The sequence below is a fragment of the Synechococcus sp. MIT S1220 genome (genome assembly GCF_047303025.1).
Taxonomy (GTDB): Bacteria; Cyanobacteriota; Cyanobacteriia; order PCC-6307; family Cyanobiaceae; genus Parasynechococcus.
In genome coordinates, this window is record NZ_CP138939.1 from 2,862,802 (window position 1) to 2,884,219 (window position 21,418).

Here is a 21,418-nt window from a genome sequence, read left to right on the forward strand (position 1 = left end):
GAATTCTTTCATCCAAACCAGACCCCCCAAAGCTTTTAACGAAAAGTCGTCGAAGAGATCCAGAAATGATGCATCCAAGCTTCTATCAACAAACAGCAACTCAAGGATCGTCTTCCTTTCTAGGATTTAAAATTGTTGGAGCCCAGCCAAGACCCTCAAAATACTTCACAGCGATACAATCTAGTGACACCTTGAGAATCTGCAGATCATCAACAGCCATCAACACACAACTCTCCTGCGGATCACTTTCAACCCCCATAATTAGAAGGGACTTCGAATATTTAAATTATGACTTTTTAGCCTCTCTTCTCAATAAGCAACATGTGAATACTGCCTGAAAGGATGATGAACGTCCCTGTTTTGGATGCATTCGCAATCACACGAGGCACCCTCAAGCTGAATCAAGGACCAGTGAAGACAACCACCCCGCCGCCAGCTGATCTCCCCAGCATCCACCGCGGCCATGGAAACCGTTATGTCCCCCCTTCGACGTAATCACCACCTGCACTTGTGATCGCTCCGGCAGAGACTCAGCCAAACCCATCGCTGCTGTCGCTGGAACCCATGGATCATCCAGAGCCTGCAACAGGAGGGTGAGAGGGAATCTTCCTGCGGCCCCTCGCAACCGCGTTAGGGGCGAAGCGGATTGGTAGTAGTCCTCAACATCGCCATATCCCCAGCGTGGTGCCGTGATCGCAGTGTCGAAGGCACGGATCGTGTCGGGGGGAGCGTCCCCGCAGAGGCAACCTCGTTCCGTCGTGGAAATACCGAATGGATCTGAAGCGGTTTGCCGCACCAGCCGCTGCAGCAACCAACGCTGATAGATCCGATTGCGAGGTCGTTGGATAGAGCCACTGCAAGCAGCCAGATCCAGGGGGCTGCTGGCGCAGAACAATCCATCAAGGGCACCTTGCTCCTGCAGGCAGGCATTGAGCAACATCGTGCCCCCCAAAGAAATCCCCGCCCCAAGCAGTGGTTTCCCAGAGGCCAGAGCACGGGCCTTGGCGATCACCGGCAGCAGATCGCTGTTGCAGGAGGCGGCGTAGGTTCCTCCTGAAAGATGACGACCGGGATCAGCACCGCGCAGGTTGAGACGAAGAACGGAAAAACCAACGTTTTGAAGCGCCAAACCCATACGTCGCAGGCCCTCACGCGAGCTGGAGCCACCCAGACCATGCAGCAACAAAACCAAGCCCTGCGACGGGCCTTCGGGATGATCGAGCAGGGCCAGCAGCTGACCAGCCTCAGCGGCTCCACTGGTTAGCGCTGGTACATCGATCAAAACCGGCTCCCCGGTCTCTGGCGGCAACTGAACCGGTCGAAGTGTGTCCCGCAAGGTCTGCAGGTCACCACCCAGCCATGGCAAGCGCTCTTCAAACGATGAAACCCCCAGCCGCTTCAGCAGCTGGGGGTGACCGGAAACGCTGTTACCGCGTTGACTCACTTTTTCCCAAGGCCAAGATCCTTCAGTTCTGTCAGCAGGTCACCAAGCACCTTTTTCGCGTCACCAAACACCATCGACGTATTGGCCAGATCGAACAGGTCGTTTTTGATGCCTGAATAACCGGCGCTCATCCCACGCTTCACCACAAAGACAGTGCGCGCCTCCTGCACATCCAAAACAGGCATCCCGTAAAGAGGTGAGGTCGTGTCGTTCTTGGCTTGAGGATTCACCACATCGTTCGCGCCCAGCACCAGAACCACATCGGTTGCTGGGAACTCCGGATTGATCTGATCCATCTCTTTGAGCTGCTCGTAGGGCACATCCGCTTCCGCCAGAAGCACATTCATGTGTCCAGGCATTCGGCCTGCCACAGGGTGGATCGCGTAGGCCACATCAATTCCAGCTGTTTCCAGAACCCGTGTCACTTCCCGCAGCGTGTGCTGGGCCTGTGCAACGGCGAGGCCATAACCAGGAACGATTACCACCCGTTCCGCTGCTTCCAGGGTGAGAGCACACTCCTCCGGGCTGCAACTTGTGATGTTGGTGTATTCACCGCCACCACCGCCGCCGGACGCAGAGGCTCCGAGGGCACCTCCGAACAGAACGGAGACAAGCGAACGGTTCATGCCGTCGCACATCACCTGGGTCAGGATGAGTCCAGCTGCACCGACCATGGCACCGGCCACAATCAGCAGCTGGCTGCCAACAACGAATCCAGCTGCAGCTGCAGCCACGCCTGAGTAGCTGTTCAGCAACGAGATCACAACAGGCATATCAGCACCACCAATCGGCAGCGTGACCCCTATACCCAGCAAGCCGGAGGCTACCACCAGTAACCAAAGGCCCGTTGCTCCGCCGGACGTGCGCAACATCTCGATTGCACCGACGAGGGCCGCCACGGCCAGGGCAATGTTCACAGCGTGACGCAACTTGCTCTGCATCCAATCGGGCGTGGAGAGCCAGCCCTGCAACTTGGCCATCGCCACAATCGACCCAGTAAATGTGATCGAACCCACAAACACCGAGACAACAATTGATACCAACGCCACTGCACCGGACGCCTCGAGGGCGGCGGGGTAAAGGGCTGCAGCGAGGGCAACAAGAAGCGATGACATGCCGCCGCACCCGTTGAAGAGCGCCACGGTCTCCGGCATCGACGTCATCGGAACCCTTTGGGCCGTGATTGCACCCAACACACCACCGACCGCAGTTCCCAGCAGGATCCAAAGCCAGGCACCAGCAGCAATGCCAGTGGTCCCGAGGTAATTGATCAATAAACCAATCACGGCCAGCCCCATCGCCACCGCCGCCAACTGATTCGCCCCACGAGCGGAGCGAACCTTCGACAGGCCCTTGATGCCCAAGGCAAGCAGCAGAACAGCGATCAGTTCGATCGCGTATTTCGTAATCAGGGAAGCGGTCATCAGCGGTTTTCTTTGCGGGCAGGCTTGCGGCTGAACATGGCCAGCATCCGATCGGTGACAAGAAAGCCACCGATCACATTGAACAGAGCGAATCCAAGCGACACCGAGCCCAAGACGAGCAAAACGACGTTGTCGCCAGCTTTGATGATGGCGGTGAGCGCCGCCAGAACCGTGATCCCCGACACGGCGTTAGCACCACTCATTAGAGGGGTATGCAGCGTTGGAGGGACCTTCCCGATCAGTTCCAGCCCGAGCAGGCTGCCCAGCAGCAGAACCCAGAGAAATTCAACAAAGGTGGAATCCATCACTTCACTCCTGGAGTGAGAACATCACTTCGGCGAATGCTGCCGTCCTGACTGATCAAACAGCCGGCGATCAGTTCATCCTCGGTATCCAGATTGATAGCACCCTCCTTGAGGACAGGTTCCAGCAAGGCAATCAGATTGCGGGCATACAGGGCACTGGCATGGTTCGGCACCGAGCAGGGAAGATCATTGCCCGCAATCAATTTCACACCCTTGCGATCCACGGTCTGATCCACAACGGTGCCAGCGCAGTTGCCCCCCTGGGCCACGGCCAAATCGACCACCACAGCCCCTGGTCGCATGCGATCGAGCATGTCCTCACTGATCAGCCGAGGCGCCTGGCGGCCAGGAACCTGAGCAGTGCAGATGGCCACATCGGCCTCGGCCAGCTGATCGGAAAGCTGCTGTCGCTGCGCAGCGAGGAAGGCATCAGAAGCCTGCTTGGCGTATCCCCCGGATTCGGCGGGTTTGTCATCCATCTCCGGTGGGTCGATGAAACGCGCCCCAAGGGATTCGACCTGTTCCTTCACCGCCGGACGGATATCGCTGACATACACCACCGCTCCAAGACGACGCGCCGTTGCCACAGCCTGGAGTCCTGCAACACCTGCTCCCAGGATCACGACTCTGGCGGGTTGAACGGTGCCAGCCGCCGTCATTAGCATGGGGAAGTAGCGGTCTAGAGCGGATGACGCGAGCAAGACCGCCTTGTATCCGGCGATGTTGGCCTGTGATGAAAGCGCATCTGCCGACTGAGCCCGACTGATCCTTGGCAGAAGCTCGAGAGCCATGGCAGACAATCCACCGGCTTGCAGGCTGTTGGCCAAGTTCTCGTTGCTGTAAGGAGAGAGAAGACCGGCCAGCACCGCCTGACGCTTCATGCTGGAGAGCATTGCTGGTGCCGGTGTCTGCACACAGAGCACCAGATCAGCCTGACGCCAGACGCCCGGATCACCGGGGCTGCTGAGCTCAGCACCAACGTCGGCATAGGCCTGGTCGAGGTAACCGGACGAGGTGCCCGCACTTCGCTCGACAACCACCGAGCAACCGAGAGACAGAAATTTCTTCACGGTATCCGGTGTCGCTGCGACGCGGGTTTCCCCCGGCAACGCCTCCACCGGTATGAGAAGTCTTGGCAAGGTGCAACAACCTCCGACGAAGCGAGATTACGGGGTCGCCTGCAACGGTTCAGGAAGTTTTCTGAAGAACGACTGGCAAAAAGGATCCATCTGGCTACGTCAGATACAACCCGTTTCGATCCCCATGGGTCTTACTGCGATTGAGTGTCCTGATGGCGTATGCCACAGCCACCACGGAGGGCATGCCGTGGAGCGCTCCACGATGCAGGCTTCTCTTCAGAACCACGGCAGGGATTGGTGTGAACGCCTCGCGGAACGGATCTATGAGATGTCGGTCGACACGTTCTCCCAGAGTGTGATGCCAAGCCTGCACGCAGCGGGATGGCAACGGCGCCATTTGGATTGGGAGTTCAAGCTCAACGACCTGGAATCCGAACCAGACCGCACCCTTGTGGACGGCATCATCAATGCCACTGAGAGCTTCCTCCGCAGTAGCGAGGTGCACCGACTCTTCATCCAGGAGCTGGTGCAAGGCACCTTCGATGAAGCAGCCGCGGATGACCTGCGGACACAAGCGGTGCGAAACCTGGTGGAGAAGGAAATCGTTGCGATGTTGGAAGACAAGCGCCAGGAGATCCTGGACAGGCTTGCTCAAAGTCTTCTCGTTACAGCCAAAGGAAATGCCGAAGCTGCCAAAAAGGCATCAGAGGATGCCTTGATGGAGGTGGAACGCTTGGTGGTGAATCACGCTGAAGCGCTCTAATCCAAAACCTTTTTGGGAAACCTCCAAACAGGTGGGAGCCATCGCCTCCACCTGTTTGGTGATTAGTTGGACTCACATCGCATCTGAGCTTCCTGTGCGAACACAGAAGGAGATGCCTCGCAACCGGCAGGATTTCAAATGACCGGTTGCATTTCCTGCTCAATCCCTCTGGCTTGATGCAGACGGCCCTGGCGGTTCAACAGACGTCTGCGAAGGATGAGCGGATCGATATCGCATTCCATGGTCCAGCATCGATCGAGGCGACGTCTCCACGTCACCAGTACATCGTTATGGGATCGGCCTTTGTCCATGACGGAAGGCGGGTTTAAGCCCGAATTGGGCTGATGGCCGGACGGTAGAGATGACTGAGCGCAAATGAATGGTTAAAAAGACTCATCTTCGATCGTTGCATCATCGAGGCTCCTTCCTTCAACCTGCCTGAAACACGCCGCCTGGCAGACATCAGACCGCGTGAGTGGCAGCGACATTTGATTCAGATGCTGCGTCGACGCCTGGCGCCATCCCCCTCGAGTAGCCGGGATGTGTTGGTCTTCGCAGGACCTGGAGCCGGAAAGACCCTTGGAGCTTTACTCGCTTACAGGAGCCTGAAACAGCAAGGGGAACTCAACCGTTTGGTGGTGTTCTGCCACCGCATGTCGATCCAGGAACAATGGAAAAAGACTGCCGAGTTGCTGGAGATCAAGCTGCGGGAGTGGCCGAACGACGCGACCGAGATCGCCGATGCTGAAGGCCTCTTGGTCACCTATCAGGGAGCAGGACGCCAGCTGCAGCGCTTCATTCACACGTTGGATCGGTGGGATCTCAATCGCTGCATGGCGATTGCCGATGAAGCGCACCATCTCGGCGTTGCCCCGGATGAACCGGAGTCCCCTGCGTGGGGGCAGACGTTTCAGCTGGCCAGCGCAAACGTTCGCCTGCGTCTTGGACTGACAGGCACTCCATTCCGCGCCGACAACCTGGCGTTCTGCTCAGCACGTCGGATACGTCGTCTTCAAGACGGCGTTCCCATTGAGCAGATCGTCCCCGATCTCTGCGTCGAGCCGAGGGCGTTGATCGAAGCCGGTGATGTACGTCCGCTGGAATTCCACTTTCAGGACGGCTGGGTCGAACACAGCAGGGAAGGACTCCCGGACAGGGATGTTTCGCCCTTGTCATCGGAACAACGAGAGAGTTGGCGTGCTCGCAATCTCAGGCGTGCCATCCGATTGGCCGATGGCAGCAGCATCGGTCAGCAGGTGCTGCTGAAGGCGCAACAGAAGCTGAACGACATCCGAGCCAAGCACCCTGGAGCAGCAGGTCTGGTCATCGCCAGGGACATTAACCATGCCGAGTCAATTACGCGGATCCTGCAGGAAGACGGCAACCGCGTTGACCTTGTGCATTCCCAGGACAGGGATGCAACGCAACGATTGCACGGCTTTCAGTCGGGAAAGGCGCAGTGGCTGGTCAGCATCGACATGTGCTCCGAAGGGTTCGACGCTCCGCGACTTCGTGTCGTGGCTTACATGACCACTGTTGTGACACGGAGTCGATTTCTGCAGGGGATCACCCGCGCAGTACGGATGACACCAAGCCTTGCCCAAACCGAACCGATACCCCGCCGTCCCTCATACGTCTTTGCACCGGCTGACCCTTTGCTGATGCAATACGCCCAAAGCTGGTCCACCGCTGAACCCTATGTGATCCGAACAAGCGCAGAAGAGGCAGAGGACGCCCCCGCAACATCCTCGAGCTGGCGTGGTCTCAGCCTCCCCCTGGAAGCAATCAACGATGGAGCTAGCGACATTATCGAGCTGAAAGCGCCGGAACTTCCCTCTTTTTTGCAGCGCTGACAACATCTTTTTTGGTAGAAAAATGCGAACTTCTGCAAATCGACGCCGTAATTGGCACCTCGAACCCCCAACCTGATGCGCAATGGAGGAGAAGCTATGGACGCTGCGATGGAACGACGAGTGACCGTTGCAACAGGCTGGGCTTCCACGAGGATTGCAGTCCTCGACAGTGATGAGCGTTACGAGGACAGTTACGCGATAGCCCAGGAATTTCAGGAATGGATTACGTGTATCGGCGAAAACCAAAACATGCTTGAAAACAGCATTCAGGCTGTGCCACGGATGTCGAAACGATGGCTGCACCTCAGGCGGGACATGGCCAAAGATTCACAAGCCTGAATCTAAAAACTTTATTAAACTCGAATGTATTGATTGCGACATCATTTGGAGCATTCCAACGCAACAGCTGATACGAGACCGCTTTAGATTTAATTCATAGTCAATCCGCATTAAATCCCATGTCACATGGTGCGACGGCTTCGCACGAGCAGGGATCTGTTGAAAATCTCGTAATCGTTGGCTCTGGACCTGCCGGATACACCGCAGCCCTCTATGCAGCCCGCGCCAACCTTCAACCACTGCTCATTACTGGTTTTCAGCGCGGCGGCATCCCTGGAGGCCAGCTGATGACCACAACCCATGTGGAGAATTTTCCCGGCTTCCCCGACGGCGTGCTTGGACCAGATCTGATGGATCTAATGAAGGCACAGGCTGTTCGCTGGGGCACCCACCTACTCGAAGCCGATGCTGACGCCATCGACCTGAGTCAGGCCCCATACAAGATTCAGGCCGATGGGCAGACCATCCACACCCATGCCGTGGTGATCGCCACAGGTGCCAGTGCAAACAGGCTGGGGCTTCCCAGTGAAAATCGGTTCTGGAGCCTCGGCATCAGTGCCTGCGCCATCTGCGATGGCGCTACGCCTCAATTCCGCAACGCCGAACTGGCGGTTGTGGGGGGAGGTGATTCGGCCTGTGAAGAAGCGGTTTATCTCACCAAATACGGAAGTCATGTCCATCTGATCGTTCGCGCCGACAAGCTGCGTGCCAGTGCGGCGATGGCGGATCGCGTTCAGGCCAACCCATCCATCACGGTCCATTGGAGCAGCACCGTTCAGGATGTCGACGGTGATGCGTGGCTGGAAGGCTTAACCCTTAAGGATCTGAATTCGGGAGAGACCAACAGGTTGGCCGTGAAGGGCTTGTTTTATGCGATCGGGCACACTCCCAACACCGAACTCCTGCGTGGCCAACTCAATCTTGATGCCAAGGGATATCTTCTAACCGAGAGCGGCCGTCCGGAGACCAGTCTTGAAGGTGTTTTCGCAGCCGGAGATGTGGCGGACGCCGAATGGCGGCAGGGAATCACTGCAGCCGGCAGCGGTTGCAAAGCAGCCCTGGCTGCCGAGCGTTGGCTCACCGAAAAGGATTTAGCGCAGCGGATCCAACGCACCAGCGTCGAACCCGACAGGGCTGATGTGCCGACAAACATTGAGACAACCACCGAGGAGACCTACGACCCCGAGGCGCTCTGGCAACGGGGAAGTTACGCCCTACGCCGCCTATATCACGACAGCCGCAAGCCCATTCTGGTGATCTACACCTCGCCCAGCTGTGGACCGTGCCATGTGCTCAAACCTCAATTACGGCGAGTCATTGAAGAGCTCGGTGGAGAGGCGCAGGCCGTGGTGATCGACATCGAGGCCGATCAAGAGATCGCCGAACAGGCCGGCGTGAATGGAACGCCCACTGTTCAGCTGTTTCACAACAAGGCCATGGTGAAGCAATGGCGAGGCGTGAAACAACGCAGCGAGTTCAAAGAGGCGATCGAAGCGCTGAAACTGCCAGCCTGAACGACCCACCCAGGCTCAGCGACGCCTCGGGCCTCCGGGGCGGTTGCCGCCTGGGCGTCCACCCGGTGATCCGGCATTCCGTTCCCTGTAGGTGATCCGCCCACGGGTCAGATCGTAAGGGCTGATTTCAACGAGAACCTTGTCCCCAGCGAGCAATTTGATCCGAAACTTCGTGAGCTTGCCCGCAGCCCTGCACAGGCACTGGTGCCCAGCTGGCTGCTCAAGGGTGACCAGATAGAAGCCATTGCCCTGTTCCTTTTCGATCACTCCCGAAGTTTCGATCATGGGGTGTTTTTTCTTCGCGGAATTGAACAGATTTCATTTTACGAGCCTGGCAGCTGGGGCTCCTCGCTCCTGGGTCAAAGCACCTAGGCTCTGATTCATCTTATGGCTATGATGATTTTCCCCTCTCTCTCCATGAACATCGGCCTGCTCTTGATATCGATCGGCGTCGTGAATCTTTGGAGAACCCGTCAGAACCAGACTTAATTAAGCCAGGAGAATCAACAGGCTCCAGATCTCTTGAATTCAATGAAAAACTTAGCTCAAGGGGAGATTATTAAATCTCCCCTTGAGCTAAGTTTTCTTATTTACGAGAGAGGATCCACTAGAGAGGCCATATCGATCGGTTCAGCCTCTCTTCCAACGGCTCGAAAGCTTGGTCCTCCTCGAGGTCCTTCTCGATCATTACATCCAATATTTTTGTTGTTATCGAAATCAAAATCGATTTTCTCTTCGTAGGAGCAGAGTTTTTTGGCTCTGCGAGGTTTACCAAAAGATCTGAAAGTTCCACGTCTTTCCCTGAAGCCCAGTTTTGTAAGACGCCCATCAGCCTGCTGTTCCAGCAAGGCGAAGCCCCTCTTGATTGGATAAATTCCTACAACTTTCCCACCAGGGTAAGGCTGTCCTGAACGATCAAGAATTGCTTCCTCTTCGAACGGAGTTTCCCCAGGGCGAAGATCCCTTTCCGCAAGAATCAAACTATTATCATTCTTGATTTCATACAAACCCTCAAATTCATCGTTGCCAGGGAAGATCGTTCTCTTGACCTCGATATCCACATCAGTGTCGACGTCACCAATCAATTGATCACCATTGAAATCTTGATCAGCTTCAATTTCATAATCACCAATTTTTTTTGTGATGTCATATGTTTTGCCATAGGCCTTGGGACTCCTGCTCCCCCACTTGAATTTCTGCATGGTGAATGATTCACCCTGCTTCATGATCGCTGCAAACCCACGCCGCATCCCCATCAATCCAACAACGTCTGTCGCGTCAAAGGGCTTACCGTCAGAAGCTTTCAATGGGTCGACATCCATGGCAGGCAGCCCAACATCAGCCTTTCGTTCGCAAAGAACAAAAGCTCCGTTGGTTAATCTGCAAAGGGAGCGATCAAAACCATCTCTCGACCCTTTCACGAGAATTTGAGACACCTCAAGATCTTCAAAGCCGTCCTCCCCAATCTTTCCATCACCATCAACATCTTTACTCAAACGGTCTTCAATTTTGTACTTCTGTTTGGTGACATTCCTAAGTGAACCTTTGGCCCTTGGCCCACGGTTACCCCAGGAGAAGGCTTGCTGCTCCACAACGCCATTGTTGGCATAAACAATGGCAAACCCATCACGAATTCCGTACAAACCTGCAAGATTGACGGTTTCAATCGGGTTGCCATCCTTGCCACTAAGAACATCACCCTCCATGGGCACATCGTTGACGTCAAGACCCTGCTCAGCAAGCCAAACCTCACCGCCTTTCATTTTATAAATTGACCGATCCATCTCTCCATCTAAGTTGTCGTAGACGACAGATTCAATAACAGCTTCTTCTTCAAGTTTTTCTGGCTCTCCAATGAAACCATCATTGTTGAGATCATCATCGGCCATATTTTCGATCGCCCCAATCTGATTCGTTACATCCTGCGTAGAGGCAGACATCACAGGCCCTTGATTCCCCCAGGCATATTGCTGCTGCTTGAACAACGCTCCCTCTTGGATGATGAAAGCTCCACCCATTCTCGTATGAATATGACCCTTCACACCAGCAGGCGCCTTGTAATAGCCCCCACCCTGAAGTCTGATTTCCTCGTAATCAATCGGCGTTTGTCCCACTGACAATCCCTTGTTGGCAAAGGCCGTATGGCCATTGGACAAGGTGTAGAGAGCACGATCCCAATCCTTGTTGCCGGCCCACGCAACAGAGGAAATCGTGACGTTTTCAAAAATGGGATCTTCCCAGACAGGCTCCTGGGGGCCCATGTCCTGAGGGGGCTCCGGATCCGGCGGCGGGGGCGGTGATGACCACCCACCATCCGGCGGTGGCGGTGGGGGCGGTGGAGTGGAGGAACCGCCATCCGGTGGCGGGGGCGGCGGTGGAAGCTGACTGCCGCTGTCCATCGGAGGAGAAGGTTGGGGTGGCCGTGGTGGTGGAGGCGGTTCTGTATCAAATGCGATATCGAATCCAAACGATGGCTGGACCAAGCTCAAATCTCCTTGAATTAAATTCAATGTAGCTTCACCAGTCAGTACTCACAGATTGTGTTGCAACAGTGCAGTTAAACGAAGCAACACAAGTTTGACCCTCGTTCTCCTCCACAAACCCTTTGGAGTGTTGAGCCAGTTCACCGCCGAAGCCGGCAGTCGTTGGCGAACTCTTTCCGAACTGATCGATCTGCCCAAGATCTACCCAGCAGGGCGGCTGGATGCTGATAGCGAAGGCCTCCTGCTGCTCACCGATAACGGCCTGCTGCAACAACGCATCACCGACCCACGCTTCGGCCATTGGCGCAGTTACTGGGTGCAGGTGGAAGGGACTCCAACATCGCAAGCATTGGAACTGCTTCGCTGCGGGGTGATGGTGCAGGGCAAACGGACCCTCCCCGCTCGCGTCCGCTGGTTTCGAGGCAATGCACAACCAAACCTGCCGGAGCGTGATCCACCGATTCGCTTTCGCAAAACCATCCCAACCCATTGGCTGGAGATCGCATTGCAGGAAGGACGAAACCGACAGGTTCGACGGATGACTGCCGCTGTAGGTCTGCCGACCCTGCGGCTGGTGCGCTTTCAAGTCGATCTGATGGATCGAAAGCCCCCTTTGGACCTGGGTGAATTGCAGGCGGGTGAGTGGCGCTTCACAACAAACGAAGAAACCAAACGAACACAACACCTGCTCCAACGGCCGCGATTCAGCAGCACGTCCCGCCGCCGACTACGCCAGGCAACTGGCCAACCAACGTCACCGCGTAGAAGTTGATCGACTCCACAACCCGCCAGGGCTCCGCGTTTCGATCAACGTATCGAACCTGCTCGAACCCGAGCTGTTCGAAGGCCTTCAGGAATTCATCCTCTTGCCAGGCACCACTGATGCATCCACTCCACAGATCAGGATCCTTCTGAAGATGAAGGGGCACAGGGCGGTCGCAAACGATGTCGCTGATTGCAACCCGGCCCGAAGGAGCCAGAACCCGTTTGATGTTGTTCAACAAGCGTGAACGTTGATCAGGATTGACCAGATTGAGTACACAATTGCTCAACACCACATCCACGCTTGCAGCGGCCACTAGAGGCCGAGCATCAGCGTCAGATGCATCAAGGGCTTCGATGGCACCCTCCTTGAACTTCACATTCGCGTAGCCGATGGCCTCAGCGACTGCCGATGAGGCTGAGCGGGACAGAGAGAGCATGTCTGCATTGCGGTCAATCCCCGTCACCGATCCGGAAGCTCCAACGACCTGAGCACAAATAAAAGCGTTTTTTCCGCTGCCACTGCCGAGATCAAGAACACGATCACCGCAGCGAACCCAACGGGTTGGATCACCACATCCGTAATCCCGTTCAACCACTTCTGAAGGGATCACCTTCAGGAGGGTCGGGTCGAATCCGACCGGTGTGCAAAGGCACGCTTCTTTTTTAAGAGCTGCAGCGCCATAGCGACGCTGCACGGCATCCCGCTGATCCAATTCGCCTGTCATCAACCGACGACCTCCTGCAGTTCACGCACCACATTCCATTGGCCGTACCAATAGTTCGCTTCAGCGCGACGGGATGGATCTTCAAGACCATCGATCGCGTCAGGGCCAAGGCTTTTCCAGAGCTCATGGCCGCATGCCCGGGTTAGACCCTGCTCTGCTTCATCCGACAACAGAAGCAGGCGTCGCTGGAGATTTTTAACTTGCGCGACAGACATGGAAATCCAAAACTCCATTAAATAGTACAAATCAACTACACGATTCGCTAGAACGGCAGCTTTTTCTTCGCATCCTTGTCCAGATCAGCCTCCATCTCCCTCAGGCGCCGCAGAATGGTGTCGTAATACTCACGGATGTAACTCTCCATCGTCGTGCAGTCATCGGGTTCAAGATCGAACGCTGCATAGCTTGACTCCATATCGGCATCCAAGGACTGCCCCCCACCTGTGACGTCCGCAAAGGCCAGGCGTTCAGCAACATTCACCGCCGGTTCAAAAAAACGACGCCACCCCCTGCATGAGCTGAATCAAAAACGGCGGCACACGAAAAACACGGGCCGTTTTGCCACTGCACCGTTCACAAAGTTGAACGAGTTCACCGGTGTTCCAGGCTTTCGGGCCCACAACCGGGAAACTGCCTCGAATCGTTTCCGGCCGATGAAGCGCCGCTACGGCAAAACGTGCCATGTCCTGCGTATTCATGTAGGCGATGGCGGTGGGGGTTCCACTGACCCAAACCGTTTGGCCTTCAAGCACTGGAATTGCAAATTGGCTGATTACACCCTGCATGAAGGCAGCTCCTTGCAGGATCGTGTAATCCAAATCGGAGGATTCAAGGAGAATTTCACTGCATGCCTTGATGTCCATCAAGGGCACATTGCGATGACGGTGCGCGTTGAGAAGTGAAAGAAAAACAAATCGCTTCACTCCGGCACGCTCAGTGGCGCGAAGCAGATTCAACTTCCCATCCCAATCGGTGACGTAGATGCTGCGGGGATCCGTCGGCCTGCTTGTGGCCGCATCGATCACCGCATCCATCCCCTCGAGGGCATAGTCCAGGCTGTCGGGCTCAAGCAGATCACCCCTGGTGAGCTCACAGCCCCATTCCTGGAGGAAGGACGCTTTCCGGGGCATGCGCACCATGCAGCGCACGTCATGGCCTGCATCAAGGGCTGTGCGGGCAATCTGCCGGCCGAGTGTGCCTGTGCCGCCCACCACCAGAATCCGCATCAGTCCTCACGCACCAGTGGGGGAGCCTAGTGGCCCTTGGACAAGGCCGAAGATCAGTCGCCCTGGAGTTTGAGCAACAGGGCTCCACCAATAAGACCGACAGGGATCAGCACCCAGAAAACGGCAGCAATACTGAAGATCTCCTGGGCCATGGTGACGGGCATCGCGTTGTGAAATCCATTTAAGGCCCTTCTCCACCTACGGTGCTGCAGAGCTGTAACAGCATCTGCAGATCTGCATTGGTGCGGATCTGCCCTCCCATCACTCCGCTAACGGATGCCAACTGACCGGCATCGCGCAGCGCCTGGACCAAGGCTGAAACGGAAGGCGGCCCCGATAATCCGAGACGGCTTGCCAACTCAGCTGTCGACCAGACCCTGGCTGGGGATCCAGAGTCAGCCAGCAGTCGATGCAGCAAACGACCTGTCGCCCCGGCAACGGGAACCGAAGCATCGCTGAGACGCCTGAGAAAATCCAATCCCTGCAATGGTCCCAACCAAAGAGGGCCATGAATCAGCAAATGCTCCGACCCGGATGGACACAGACAGGCCTCCCAGGCCCGTAAACGGAGCAATGACTGAACCTGCTGGTTGCCACAGACGTCACAACGGGCCAACAGACCAAGGCTGTTCAATTCAGCTTCAGCATGATGAGGAAGCAGCCTCACCGCCGTACGGAACGTACGACCGTCACTGAAACTCAGCAGCGGCTCGAGGCCATGGCCAAGCATCCAGGCCTGACGGGCCACGAAGCCGATTTGATGACGCAACGCCAGCTCCCAGCTGGCGGGATGAACCCGGGCAGCGGCCCCCAATCGGCGAATGGCACCGCTCCGGTCATGCCCTGTAGGAGAGCGTCCATCCGTGCTGGCAAGAAACAGCACACCCTCGGGCTGAAGTGCCTTCAGAGCAGGCTGAACCAAAGCCGAAGGACTGCCGAACGCGTCCAGATCGATCAGATCAAATCGATCGCCGTCCAGCCAAGCGCGTGTGAGCAAACGCTCGGCGGATTGCGCGAACAAATGCAGAGGACACCCCTTCTGCTCCAATCGCTTCATGTTGCTTTTCAGTACAGCTGAGCGATCTGGGTCAGCGTCGTTCACCCAGATCTCCGGTGAAAAAGCACATCGACCGGCCGCTTCAAGCCCCCAGCGCAGAGCACGGATTCCGCACCCGGCCATCAGATCCAACCAGCGAAGCCCCCGCTCCTGGCCCACACCGCAGGCCTGATCAGCGGCAAGGAGAACAGAGAGATCTCGAGCCGGACGCGATTGTTCACGAAAGAAGCCATCACCAAGCTCCAGCTCAGCCGCCCCTTCGCGATAGTGACGCTGTGTCCGGGTCAGAGCCATGTCTGCTTCTGCAACCCAGACTGCCCACTGGGGTGAACACAGCCACTGGACATGGCAGGGATTCCGTTGCCACTGGCGGGTGCTGGGACCTGGCCATGGACCGGCCATCGTTCTGTTGCATGGCTTCGGTGCAAGCAGCGCACACTGGCGACGCTTGGCACCGTTGCTTGCAAGCAGGGATTTTCAAGTGTATGCCTTGGATCTGATTGGCTTCGGCGACTCAGATCAACCGCGCTGGAATCGGCAACGCCCCCTCGACAACCGCCTCTGGGGACGACAAACCGTGGCCTTTCTTCGCGAGGTGGTCGGTCGCCCCGCGGTGCTCGTGGGCAATTCCCTTGGTGGGCTCACAGCGCTAACTGCGGCTGTGTTGTGTCCTGAACTTGTGCAGGCACTTGTCGCTGCTCCCTTGCCGGACCCTGCCCTGCTGCGACCTGTCCCAAAGCGTCGTTCACCCATACAGCGCCAACTCGAGCGTCGTCTAATTCCTCTAGTAATGCGGTTGCTGCCGCTTGAGCTGCTTCTTTTTCTGATCATCCGCACACCCTTACTTCGATCCGGACTGCAGGGGGCTTACCGAAAGCCCGTGCATGACGATCGCGAACTGCTGCAGCTCATCGCCAAACCAGCCAGGCGCCGCACGGCGGCACAAGCCCTCAGAGCCATGAGCATTGGCATGGCGCTGAGACCGCGGGGGGCCACTGCACCTGAGTTGCTCAACCTCCTTGCCGGGCGCCGATCGCTTCTTCTGCTGTGGGGTAGCGAGGACCGATTTGTTCCGGTGTCGATCGGTGTTGATCTGGCGCGGCGCTACCCCTGGATCCACCTGGACGTGATCGATCAGAGCGGGCATTGCCCCCACGATGAGACAACGGAGACGTTTCTTTCGGGGATGCTGCTCTGGCTGGACCGTAATTTGGGTGAAAGCAGCCCAGCAGAGACAGGACAGCGGAGATGAAGCACACCCTCTCGGTGCTGGTCGAAGACGAATCCGGAGCCCTCAGCCGTATTGCCGGACTGTTTGCACGCCGTGGCTTCAACATCGACAGCCTGGCAGTCGGCCCCGCCGAAACTGAAGGTCAGTCACGCCTCACGATGGTGGTTGAGGGAGATGATCAGACCCTGCAGCAAATGACCAAGCAGCTCGACAAGCTGGTCAATGTTCTGCAGGTGCTCGATCTGAGCCAGGTACCTGCTGTTGAGCGGGAACTGATGCTGCTGAAGGTCTCAGCACCGGGGGAGACGCGAGGCGCCATTTTTGATCTGGTGCAAGTGTTTCGCGCCAAGGTTGTCGATGTCGCTGACGAGGCCCTGACCCTGGAAGTGGTTGGCGATCCAGGAAAACTTGTGGCCCTCGAACGACTGCTGAAGCCCTACGGGATTCTTGAAATCGCCCGTACAGGCAAGGTTGCCCTCGAAAGGGCTTCCGGTGTGAACACTGAGCTGCTCAAAGCATCAACCAGTGGAGGGCGTGTCCCTGCCTGAATCGGAGCGGAAAACCCAGATCAAGAGGGTGCTCCGAACTTCTGAATCCAGTAGGTGCTTCCAGTTGCATCGTCCACAGCGAAACCAATTCCGATTTCACTGATGTCATCGGAGAGGATGTTTTTACGATGCCCAGGACTGTTCATCCACGATCGAACAACCGCTCGGGCAGACCTCTGACCGCTGGCAACGTTTTCACGGATTGAACGCCAATCGTACCCAGCCTCATCAATGCGGTCCTGAAAATCCCTTCCGTCGCTGCTTTGATGACCGAGATAGCGACCGACACGATCCATATCGTCAGCGTGTCCCTGGGCAGCAAGGTTGAGCTGGGGATCAGCCCTTAGACGACTCAACCCGTTTTGACGCCTCCGCTTGTTGGTGAACCGGATGACGTCGTCCCTAATCGCGTTCAGATCGCCGAGATCCTCCAACTTCAGCTTGAACGCTCCGGTGTGACCGGCTTGCATGGAGACCCTGGCGACAAGACCGTCGCCCTTGATCTGATCAGCATCGATGAAACCCGTTTCAGCAGCCCTGCTGTTGTAAGCCGATGCGGAACGCACCATCTCACCGGAGCGCGTTTCCAGCGAAACCATTGGCCACACCCCTTTTGCCGATAGCTTCAGGCTGAAATGGTGATCATCAGGTACATCTAAATCAAAAAGTTTCTCCTCACCAGAGGTTTGCAAACGTCCCTTAACGCGCCGGCCTGAACGGAGTGTGAAAGTCATCTGTCTTTCATAAAGGAACCAAGTCGCCCTGGCCCCCGACAATCAGACGTTTTTCAGCTCTTCTCAGGGAGTTTTCAGAGAGGCCTTCTTGATCCGATCACCCTGGCGAATGGCATCGACCACCTCAAGTCCGTCGGTCACCTGACCAAACACCGCATAGCGACCATCCAGTTCGGGCAAAGGGCGCAGGGCCACATAAAACTGAGCGCTGGCGGAATCGGGTGCCTGGGATCGAGCCATGGCAACCGCCCCGCGATCGTGGCTGAGTTCAAGATCGGCCAGTTCACTCGGATTGGATGTGATTCGGTTGTAACGCGGGGTTTCTTCTCCCTTGAATTTCACTTCCAACGGAATCTTTCGCTCCTGACCAGTGTCTGGGTCGACGAATCCACCAGTACCGAGTTGGCTTGTAAGGGTGGAGCGATCACTGGATTGAGGATCGCCCCCCTGGATAACAAAAGGGACAGGTTCGCGAACAACCCGGTGGAACTGGGTGTCGTCATAGACGCCGCGACGCACCAGATCAACAAAGTTCCCGGCCGTGATCGGTGCTGCATCACCATCAACGACAAGAGTGATGTCACCTTTATCAGTGCTGATCAGAACTGAGGCCTTGCCCTGCAGACAAGGCGCAGCAGCCTGCTCACAGCTCGTGCTAGCGACTGCACCCGTCGACGACCCACAACTCACCATGAGCGGGACGATCAGGAAAAGAGCCCAAACAAAAGGGCGACGGAAAAAAGTGAAACGCATGCTGATCAGAGCCCTTCGAGGTTGACGCCAAGGAAACGAGCCAGCTCAGCGCCTTCCTGCTCAAGTTGAGCGAGAGGCAATGGCTCTCCAACCCTGGTGAGCGGGAGGTCGCGCCGTCCCTGGATGCGGAGTGAAACGCGACGACGGGCGTTGAAACCGTCCCGAACCTCCACTTTCACAGCTTTGACGTCTTTGAGAGGAATATCCACACGGATGGGTTTGCGGAACCCGCGACGGCTGATGGTCACCAGCTCAGCATCTTTGTCAAAACGGTTCACACCAGATCCAACATCCACAGCGATCACGTACCAGAGGTAGATGGCGAGCAATGCAGCAGCGAGGCTGTAAAGGCCCATGACCAATCCCTGCGGAACAAAAATGAGTGCAGCCGGATGGCCGAGGGGCAAGAGATCGCGACCCAGGTAACTGGACAGGGAGGCCAGCAGAAAACCCAGGCCTCCGGTGCTCACAGCAGCAGCCACGAGAACATTGGATAAACGTCGTGAGCCGAGCACCGGTTGCTCAAGCACTGCTGCGGACATGACCGAGCCAGAAAGAGTGGCCATTGTGGATCGAGGCAGGCCGCCGTCGCAAAACACAAAGAAATCCCGAAGAAACAAAGCGATACAACGGGTTTCAGGTGCAGCAAACCTGGCCCGCGAGCCCCTGTGAAATTGTTAAGGTCGCGGGCGTATCCCACAGCCTGCGGGTTCTCCGCACCGTTCACCCTCATGACGATCGCTGTAGGACGCGCGCCTCAGCGGGGATGGTTCGACGTCCTCGATGACTGGCTCAAGCGCGACCGCTTCGTTTTTGTCGGCTGGTCCGGCATCCTCCTTTTCCCCACGGCCTATCTGGCCATCGGTGGCTGGCTGACCGGCACCACCTTTGTCACTTCCTGGTACACCCACGGCATTGCCTCCTCGTACCTGGAAGGTTGCAACTTCCTGACTGCAGCTGTCTCCACCCCCGCTGATGCGATGGGTCACAGCCTGCTGCTGCTCTGGGGCCCTGAAGCCCAGGGCGATTTCGTCCGCTGGTGCCAGCTCGGCGGCCTCTGGGCCTTCGTGGCTCTCCACGGTGCCTTCGCTCTGATCGGCTTCATGCTGCGTCAGTTCGAGATTGCTCGTCTCGTCGGCATCCGCCCTTACAACGCCATCGCCTTCTCCGGCCCGATCGCGGTCTTCGTCAGTGTCTTCCTGATGTACCCTCTCGGCCAGAGCAGCTGGTTCTTCGCGCCATCCTTCGGTGTGGCTGCGATCTTCCGTTTCCTCCTCTTCCTTCAGGGCTTCCACAACTGGACCCTGAACCCCTTCCACATGATGGGCGTGGCCGGCATCCTCGGCGGCGCACTGCTTTGCGCCATCCACGGCGCCACTGTGGAAAACACCCTGTTTGAGGATGGTGAACAGGCCAACACCTTCAAGGCGTTCGAGCCGACCCAGGAAGAAGAGACCTATTCCATGGTTACCGCCAACCGCTTCTGGAGCCAAATCTTCGGAATTGCGTTCTCCAACAAGCGCTGGCTGCACTTCTTCATGCTGTTTGTGCCTGTGATGGGCCTGTGGACCAGTTCCATCGGCATCGTCGGCCTTGCCCTCAACCTGCGCGCCTATGACTTCGTCTCCCAGGAGATCCGCGCAGCAGAAGATCCCGAATTCGAGACCTTCTACACCAAAAACATCCTTCTGAATGAAGGTCTGCGTGCCTGGATGGCACCGGCTGACCAGCCGCACGAAAACTTCGTCTTCCCTGAAGAGGTTCTGCCCCGTGGAAACGCCCTTTAATGCTGGTCTTGTCGCCACTGGCGGCAAAGACCTCGACTCCACTGGCTACGCCTGGTGGTCTGGAAATGCCCGGCTGATCAACCTCTCAGGTCGTCTGCTTGGCGCCCATGTGGCGCACGCCGGCCTGATGGTGTTCTGGGCCGGAGCCATGATGCTGTTTGAGGTGAGTCATTTCACCTTCGACAAGCCCATGTACGAGCAGGGATTTCTCTGCATGCCTCACGTCGCCACCCTTGGCTACGGAGTAGGTCCTGGCGGTGAAGTCACTGATCTCTTCCCCTTCTTCGTGGTTGGTGTTCTGCACCTGATCAGCTCTGCTGTCCTTGGCCTTGGCGGCCTGTATCACGCACTGCGTGGCCCTGAAATTCTCGAGAATTACTCATCCTTCTTCTCTCAGGACTGGCGTGACAAAAACCAGATGACAAACATCATTGGTTATCACTTGATCCTTCTTGGTGTCGGCTGCCTCTTGCTGGTCTTCAAGGCCATGTTCTTCGGCGGCGTCTACGACACTTGGGCACCAGGCGGTGGTGATGTTCGTCTGATCACCAATCCAACGCTTGATCCAGGCGTGATCTTCGGTTATCTGTTCCGTGCTCCCTTTGGTGGAGAGGGCTGGATCATCGGTGTGAACTCCATGGAGGACATCATCGGTGGCCACATCTGGCTGGGTTTGACCCTGATCTTTGGTGGCATCTGGCACGCCATCACCAAGCCTTTCGGCTGGGTGCGCCGCGCCTTCATCTGGAATGGTGAGGCCTACCTGAGCTACAGCCTTGGCGCTTTGAGCTTCATGAGCTTCATCGCCTCGTCTTACATCTGGTTCAACAACACCGCCTATCCATCGGAATTCTGGGGACCCACCAACGCTGAGGCTTCCCAGGCCCAAAGCTTCACCTTCCTGGTGAGAGACCAGCGCCTGGGCGCCAACATCGGTTCAGCCATGGGCCCAACAGGCCTTGGTAAGTATCTGATGCGCTCACCAACTGGTGAAATCATTTTCGGTGGTGAAACCATGCGTTTCTGGGACTTCCGTGGTCCCTGGCTCGAGCCCCTGCGTGGTCCTAACGGTCTGAGCCTTGACAAGCTGCAGAATGACATTCAGCCCTGGCAAGTGCGCCGTGCGGCTGAGTACATGACACACGCTCCCAACGCCTCCCTCAACTCTGTCGGCGGCATCATCACCGAGCCCAACTCGGTGAACTACGTGAACCTTCGCCAGTGGCTGGGTGCAGCGCAGTTCGTTCTGGCCTTCTTCTTCCTGGTGGGCCACCTTTGGCATGCAGGTCGCGCCCGCGCAGCGGCGGCTGGATTTGAAAAGGGCATTGATCGTCAGGCTGAGCCTGTTCTGGGCATGCCAGATCTCGACTGATCCCTTCCGGCTCTCA

At 56.9% G+C, this 21,418-nt stretch carries 25 protein-coding genes and 1 pseudogene; 10 read left to right on the plus strand and 16 right to left on the minus strand.

The window, feature by feature from the left end:
* Positions 1–100 precede the first annotated feature (100 nt).
* The 5 genes from SIB64_RS14510 to SIB64_RS14530 all read right to left on the minus strand — a co-directional run bounded on the left by SIB64_RS14510 (position 101) and on the right by SIB64_RS14530 (position 4,312).
* Positions 101–259: a hypothetical protein gene (locus SIB64_RS14510; RefSeq protein WP_413440899.1), complete on the minus strand. Its 159-nt coding sequence runs from the start codon at positions 257–259 to the stop codon at positions 101–103.
* A gap of 132 nt (positions 260–391) precedes the next feature.
* A complete protein-coding gene (locus SIB64_RS14515; protein ID WP_413440901.1) occupies positions 392–1,444 on the minus strand; it encodes an alpha/beta fold hydrolase in 1,053 nt (350 codons plus the stop codon).
* Positions 1,441–2,868, minus strand: a complete 1,428-nt coding sequence (locus tag SIB64_RS14520) for an NAD(P)(+) transhydrogenase (Re/Si-specific) subunit beta (protein WP_413440902.1) — start codon at positions 2,866–2,868, stop codon at positions 1,441–1,443. The genes SIB64_RS14515 and SIB64_RS14520 overlap by 4 nt, the downstream gene beginning before the upstream one ends.
* A complete protein-coding gene (locus tag SIB64_RS14525) occupies positions 2,868–3,173 on the minus strand; it encodes an NAD(P) transhydrogenase subunit alpha (protein WP_413440903.1) in 306 nt (101 codons plus the stop codon). Before SIB64_RS14525 ends, SIB64_RS14520 begins: the two co-directional genes overlap by 1 nt.
* Positions 3,173–4,312 carry a Re/Si-specific NAD(P)(+) transhydrogenase subunit alpha gene (locus SIB64_RS14530; protein ID WP_413440905.1) on the minus strand — a complete coding sequence of 380 codons (1,140 nt, stop codon included), beginning with the start codon at positions 4,310–4,312 and terminating at the stop codon, positions 3,173–3,175. Before SIB64_RS14530 ends, SIB64_RS14525 begins: the two co-directional genes overlap by 1 nt.
* Positions 4,313–4,436: 124 nt before the next feature.
* Here SIB64_RS14530 and SIB64_RS14535 point away from each other — a divergent pair, with 124 nt between their 5' ends.
* Complete coding sequence (locus SIB64_RS14535) at positions 4,437–5,015, plus strand: EF-1 guanine nucleotide exchange domain-containing protein (RefSeq protein ID WP_413443044.1); 579 nt, start codon at positions 4,437–4,439, stop codon at positions 5,013–5,015.
* A 134-nt stretch (positions 5,016–5,149) separates the two neighbouring features.
* On the opposite strand, the gene SIB64_RS14540 is transcribed toward SIB64_RS14535, so the two are convergent.
* Positions 5,150–5,326, minus strand: a complete 177-nt coding sequence (locus SIB64_RS14540) for a hypothetical protein (RefSeq protein ID WP_413440906.1) — start codon at positions 5,324–5,326, stop codon at positions 5,150–5,152.
* Between the two features lie 150 nt (positions 5,327–5,476).
* Between SIB64_RS14540 and SIB64_RS14545 the strand changes: the two genes are divergently transcribed.
* From SIB64_RS14545 to trxB, 3 genes are all read left to right on the plus strand, one after another.
* Entirely contained in the window at positions 5,477–6,868 is a 1,392-nt protein-coding gene (locus SIB64_RS14545) for a DEAD/DEAH box helicase (protein ID WP_413443045.1), read from the plus strand.
* 96 nt (positions 6,869–6,964) lie between these two features.
* Positions 6,965–7,207 carry a hypothetical protein gene (locus SIB64_RS14550; protein ID WP_413443046.1) on the plus strand — a complete coding sequence of 81 codons (243 nt, stop codon included), beginning with the start codon at positions 6,965–6,967 and terminating at the stop codon, positions 7,205–7,207.
* Between the two features lie 119 nt (positions 7,208–7,326).
* Complete coding sequence (trxB, locus tag SIB64_RS14555; RefSeq protein ID WP_413440907.1) at positions 7,327–8,721, plus strand: thioredoxin-disulfide reductase; 1,395 nt, start codon at positions 7,327–7,329, stop codon at positions 8,719–8,721.
* A 15-nt stretch (positions 8,722–8,736) separates the two neighbouring features.
* Here the strand turns inward: trxB and infA are convergent, their stop codons facing one another.
* Entirely contained in the window at positions 8,737–9,006 is a 270-nt protein-coding gene (infA, locus tag SIB64_RS14560) for a translation initiation factor IF-1 (protein WP_028952574.1), read from the minus strand.
* Between the two features lie 305 nt (positions 9,007–9,311).
* A complete protein-coding gene (locus tag SIB64_RS14565; RefSeq protein WP_413440908.1) occupies positions 9,312–10,835 on the minus strand; it encodes a hypothetical protein in 1,524 nt (507 codons plus the stop codon).
* Between the two features lie 185 nt (positions 10,836–11,020).
* On the opposite strand from SIB64_RS14565, the gene SIB64_RS14570 reads away from it, so the two are divergent.
* Positions 11,021–11,236: a hypothetical protein gene (locus SIB64_RS14570; protein WP_413440909.1), complete on the plus strand. Its 216-nt coding sequence runs from the start codon at positions 11,021–11,023 to the stop codon at positions 11,234–11,236.
* Between the two features lie 62 nt (positions 11,237–11,298).
* Positions 11,299–11,976, plus strand: coding sequence for a pseudouridine synthase (locus tag SIB64_RS14575; RefSeq protein WP_413440910.1), 678 nt, complete (start codon positions 11,299–11,301; stop codon positions 11,974–11,976).
* On the opposite strand, the gene SIB64_RS14580 is transcribed toward SIB64_RS14575, so the two are convergent.
* From SIB64_RS14580 to SIB64_RS14600, 5 genes and pseudogenes are all read right to left on the minus strand, one after another.
* Positions 11,909–12,694 (minus strand): methyltransferase domain-containing protein, encoded by a 786-nt coding sequence (locus SIB64_RS14580; protein WP_413440911.1) that lies wholly within the window; start codon positions 12,692–12,694, stop codon positions 11,909–11,911. The two genes, SIB64_RS14575 and SIB64_RS14580, sit on opposite strands and share 68 nt — an antisense overlap.
* Positions 12,694–12,909 (minus strand): hypothetical protein, encoded by a 216-nt coding sequence (locus SIB64_RS14585; RefSeq protein ID WP_413440912.1) that lies wholly within the window; start codon positions 12,907–12,909, stop codon positions 12,694–12,696. The genes SIB64_RS14580 and SIB64_RS14585 overlap by 1 nt, the downstream gene beginning before the upstream one ends.
* A gap of 47 nt (positions 12,910–12,956) precedes the next feature.
* Positions 12,957–13,920: pseudogene (locus SIB64_RS14590) on the minus strand (NAD(P)H-binding protein).
* Between the two features lie 53 nt (positions 13,921–13,973).
* A complete protein-coding gene (gene petM / locus SIB64_RS14595; protein WP_413443047.1) occupies positions 13,974–14,072 on the minus strand; it encodes a cytochrome b6-f complex subunit PetM in 99 nt (32 codons plus the stop codon).
* 29 nt (positions 14,073–14,101) lie between these two features.
* Positions 14,102–15,271 (minus strand): N2,N2-dimethylguanosine tRNA methyltransferase, encoded by a 1,170-nt coding sequence (locus SIB64_RS14600; protein WP_413440913.1) that lies wholly within the window; start codon positions 15,269–15,271, stop codon positions 14,102–14,104.
* On the opposite strand from SIB64_RS14600, the gene SIB64_RS14605 reads away from it, so the two are divergent.
* Complete coding sequence (locus tag SIB64_RS14605; protein WP_413440914.1) at positions 15,270–16,229, plus strand: alpha/beta fold hydrolase; 960 nt, start codon at positions 15,270–15,272, stop codon at positions 16,227–16,229. The genes SIB64_RS14600 and SIB64_RS14605 overlap by 2 nt on opposite strands.
* Positions 16,226–16,756, plus strand: coding sequence for an acetolactate synthase small subunit (gene ilvN, locus SIB64_RS14610; protein WP_413440915.1), 531 nt, complete (start codon positions 16,226–16,228; stop codon positions 16,754–16,756). Before SIB64_RS14605 ends, ilvN begins: the two co-directional genes overlap by 4 nt.
* Before the next feature lie 20 nt (positions 16,757–16,776).
* Here ilvN and SIB64_RS14615 read toward each other — a convergent pair whose 3' ends face one another.
* The 3 genes from SIB64_RS14615 to SIB64_RS14625 all read right to left on the minus strand — a co-directional run bounded on the left by SIB64_RS14615 (position 16,777) and on the right by SIB64_RS14625 (position 18,785).
* Positions 16,777–17,490: a CAP domain-containing protein gene (locus tag SIB64_RS14615; protein WP_413440916.1), complete on the minus strand. Its 714-nt coding sequence runs from the start codon at positions 17,488–17,490 to the stop codon at positions 16,777–16,779.
* A gap of 63 nt (positions 17,491–17,553) precedes the next feature.
* Complete coding sequence (locus SIB64_RS14620) at positions 17,554–18,243, minus strand: peptidylprolyl isomerase (RefSeq protein WP_413440917.1); 690 nt, start codon at positions 18,241–18,243, stop codon at positions 17,554–17,556.
* A gap of 5 nt (positions 18,244–18,248) precedes the next feature.
* Complete coding sequence (locus SIB64_RS14625) at positions 18,249–18,785, minus strand: photosystem I assembly protein Ycf4 (protein ID WP_413443048.1); 537 nt, start codon at positions 18,783–18,785, stop codon at positions 18,249–18,251.
* A gap of 189 nt (positions 18,786–18,974) precedes the next feature.
* On the opposite strand from SIB64_RS14625, the gene psbD reads away from it, so the two are divergent.
* Positions 18,975–20,030 (plus strand): photosystem II D2 protein (photosystem q(a) protein), encoded by a 1,056-nt coding sequence (gene psbD, locus SIB64_RS14630; RefSeq protein WP_413441370.1) that lies wholly within the window; start codon positions 18,975–18,977, stop codon positions 20,028–20,030.
* A complete protein-coding gene (gene psbC, locus SIB64_RS14635) occupies positions 20,014–21,402 on the plus strand; it encodes a photosystem II reaction center protein CP43 (protein ID WP_413440918.1) in 1,389 nt (462 codons plus the stop codon). Before psbD ends, psbC begins: the two co-directional genes overlap by 17 nt.
* The last annotated feature ends 16 nt before the right edge of the window (positions 21,403–21,418 follow it).

Excerpts from the sequence above, each read along its gene's own strand:
- SIB64_RS14510 (WP_413440899.1), bottom strand. The coding sequence starts at position 259 with ATGGGGGTTGAAAGTGATCCGCAGGAGAGTTGTGTGTTGATGGCTGTT.
- SIB64_RS14520 (WP_413440902.1), bottom strand. The coding sequence starts at position 2,868 with ATGACCGCTTCCCTGATTACGAAATACGCGATCGAACTGATCGCTGTT.
- SIB64_RS14525 (WP_413440903.1), bottom strand. The coding sequence starts at position 3,173 with ATGGATTCCACCTTTGTTGAATTTCTCTGGGTTCTGCTGCTGGGCAGC.
- SIB64_RS14535 (WP_413443044.1), top strand. The coding sequence starts at position 4,437 with ATGGGTCTTACTGCGATTGAGTGTCCTGATGGCGTATGCCACAGCCAC.
- SIB64_RS14540 (WP_413440906.1), bottom strand. The coding sequence starts at position 5,326 with ATGGACAAAGGCCGATCCCATAACGATGTACTGGTGACGTGGAGACGT.
- SIB64_RS14550 (WP_413443046.1), top strand. The coding sequence starts at position 6,965 with ATGGACGCTGCGATGGAACGACGAGTGACCGTTGCAACAGGCTGGGCT.
- trxB (WP_413440907.1), top strand. The coding sequence starts at position 7,327 with ATGTCACATGGTGCGACGGCTTCGCACGAGCAGGGATCTGTTGAAAAT.
- infA (WP_028952574.1), bottom strand. The coding sequence starts at position 9,006 with ATGATCGAAACTTCGGGAGTGATCGAAAAGGAACAGGGCAATGGCTTC.
- SIB64_RS14570 (WP_413440909.1), top strand. The coding sequence starts at position 11,021 with ATGACCACCCACCATCCGGCGGTGGCGGTGGGGGCGGTGGAGTGGAGG.
- SIB64_RS14580 (WP_413440911.1), bottom strand. The coding sequence starts at position 12,694 with ATGACAGGCGAATTGGATCAGCGGGATGCCGTGCAGCGTCGCTATGGC.
- SIB64_RS14585 (WP_413440912.1), bottom strand. The coding sequence starts at position 12,909 with ATGTCTGTCGCGCAAGTTAAAAATCTCCAGCGACGCCTGCTTCTGTTG.
- petM (WP_413443047.1), bottom strand. The coding sequence starts at position 14,072 with ATGGCCCAGGAGATCTTCAGTATTGCTGCCGTTTTCTGGGTGCTGATC.
- SIB64_RS14605 (WP_413440914.1), top strand. The coding sequence starts at position 15,270 with ATGTCTGCTTCTGCAACCCAGACTGCCCACTGGGGTGAACACAGCCAC.
- SIB64_RS14600 (WP_413440913.1), bottom strand. The coding sequence starts at position 15,271 with ATGGCTCTGACCCGGACACAGCGTCACTATCGCGAAGGGGCGGCTGAG.
- ilvN (WP_413440915.1), top strand. The coding sequence starts at position 16,226 with ATGAAGCACACCCTCTCGGTGCTGGTCGAAGACGAATCCGGAGCCCTC.
- SIB64_RS14615 (WP_413440916.1), bottom strand. The coding sequence starts at position 17,490 with ATGACTTTCACACTCCGTTCAGGCCGGCGCGTTAAGGGACGTTTGCAA.
- SIB64_RS14620 (WP_413440917.1), bottom strand. The coding sequence starts at position 18,243 with ATGCGTTTCACTTTTTTCCGTCGCCCTTTTGTTTGGGCTCTTTTCCTG.
- SIB64_RS14625 (WP_413443048.1), bottom strand. The coding sequence starts at position 18,785 with ATGTCCGCAGCAGTGCTTGAGCAACCGGTGCTCGGCTCACGACGTTTA.
- psbD (WP_413441370.1), top strand. The coding sequence starts at position 18,975 with ATGACGATCGCTGTAGGACGCGCGCCTCAGCGGGGATGGTTCGACGTC.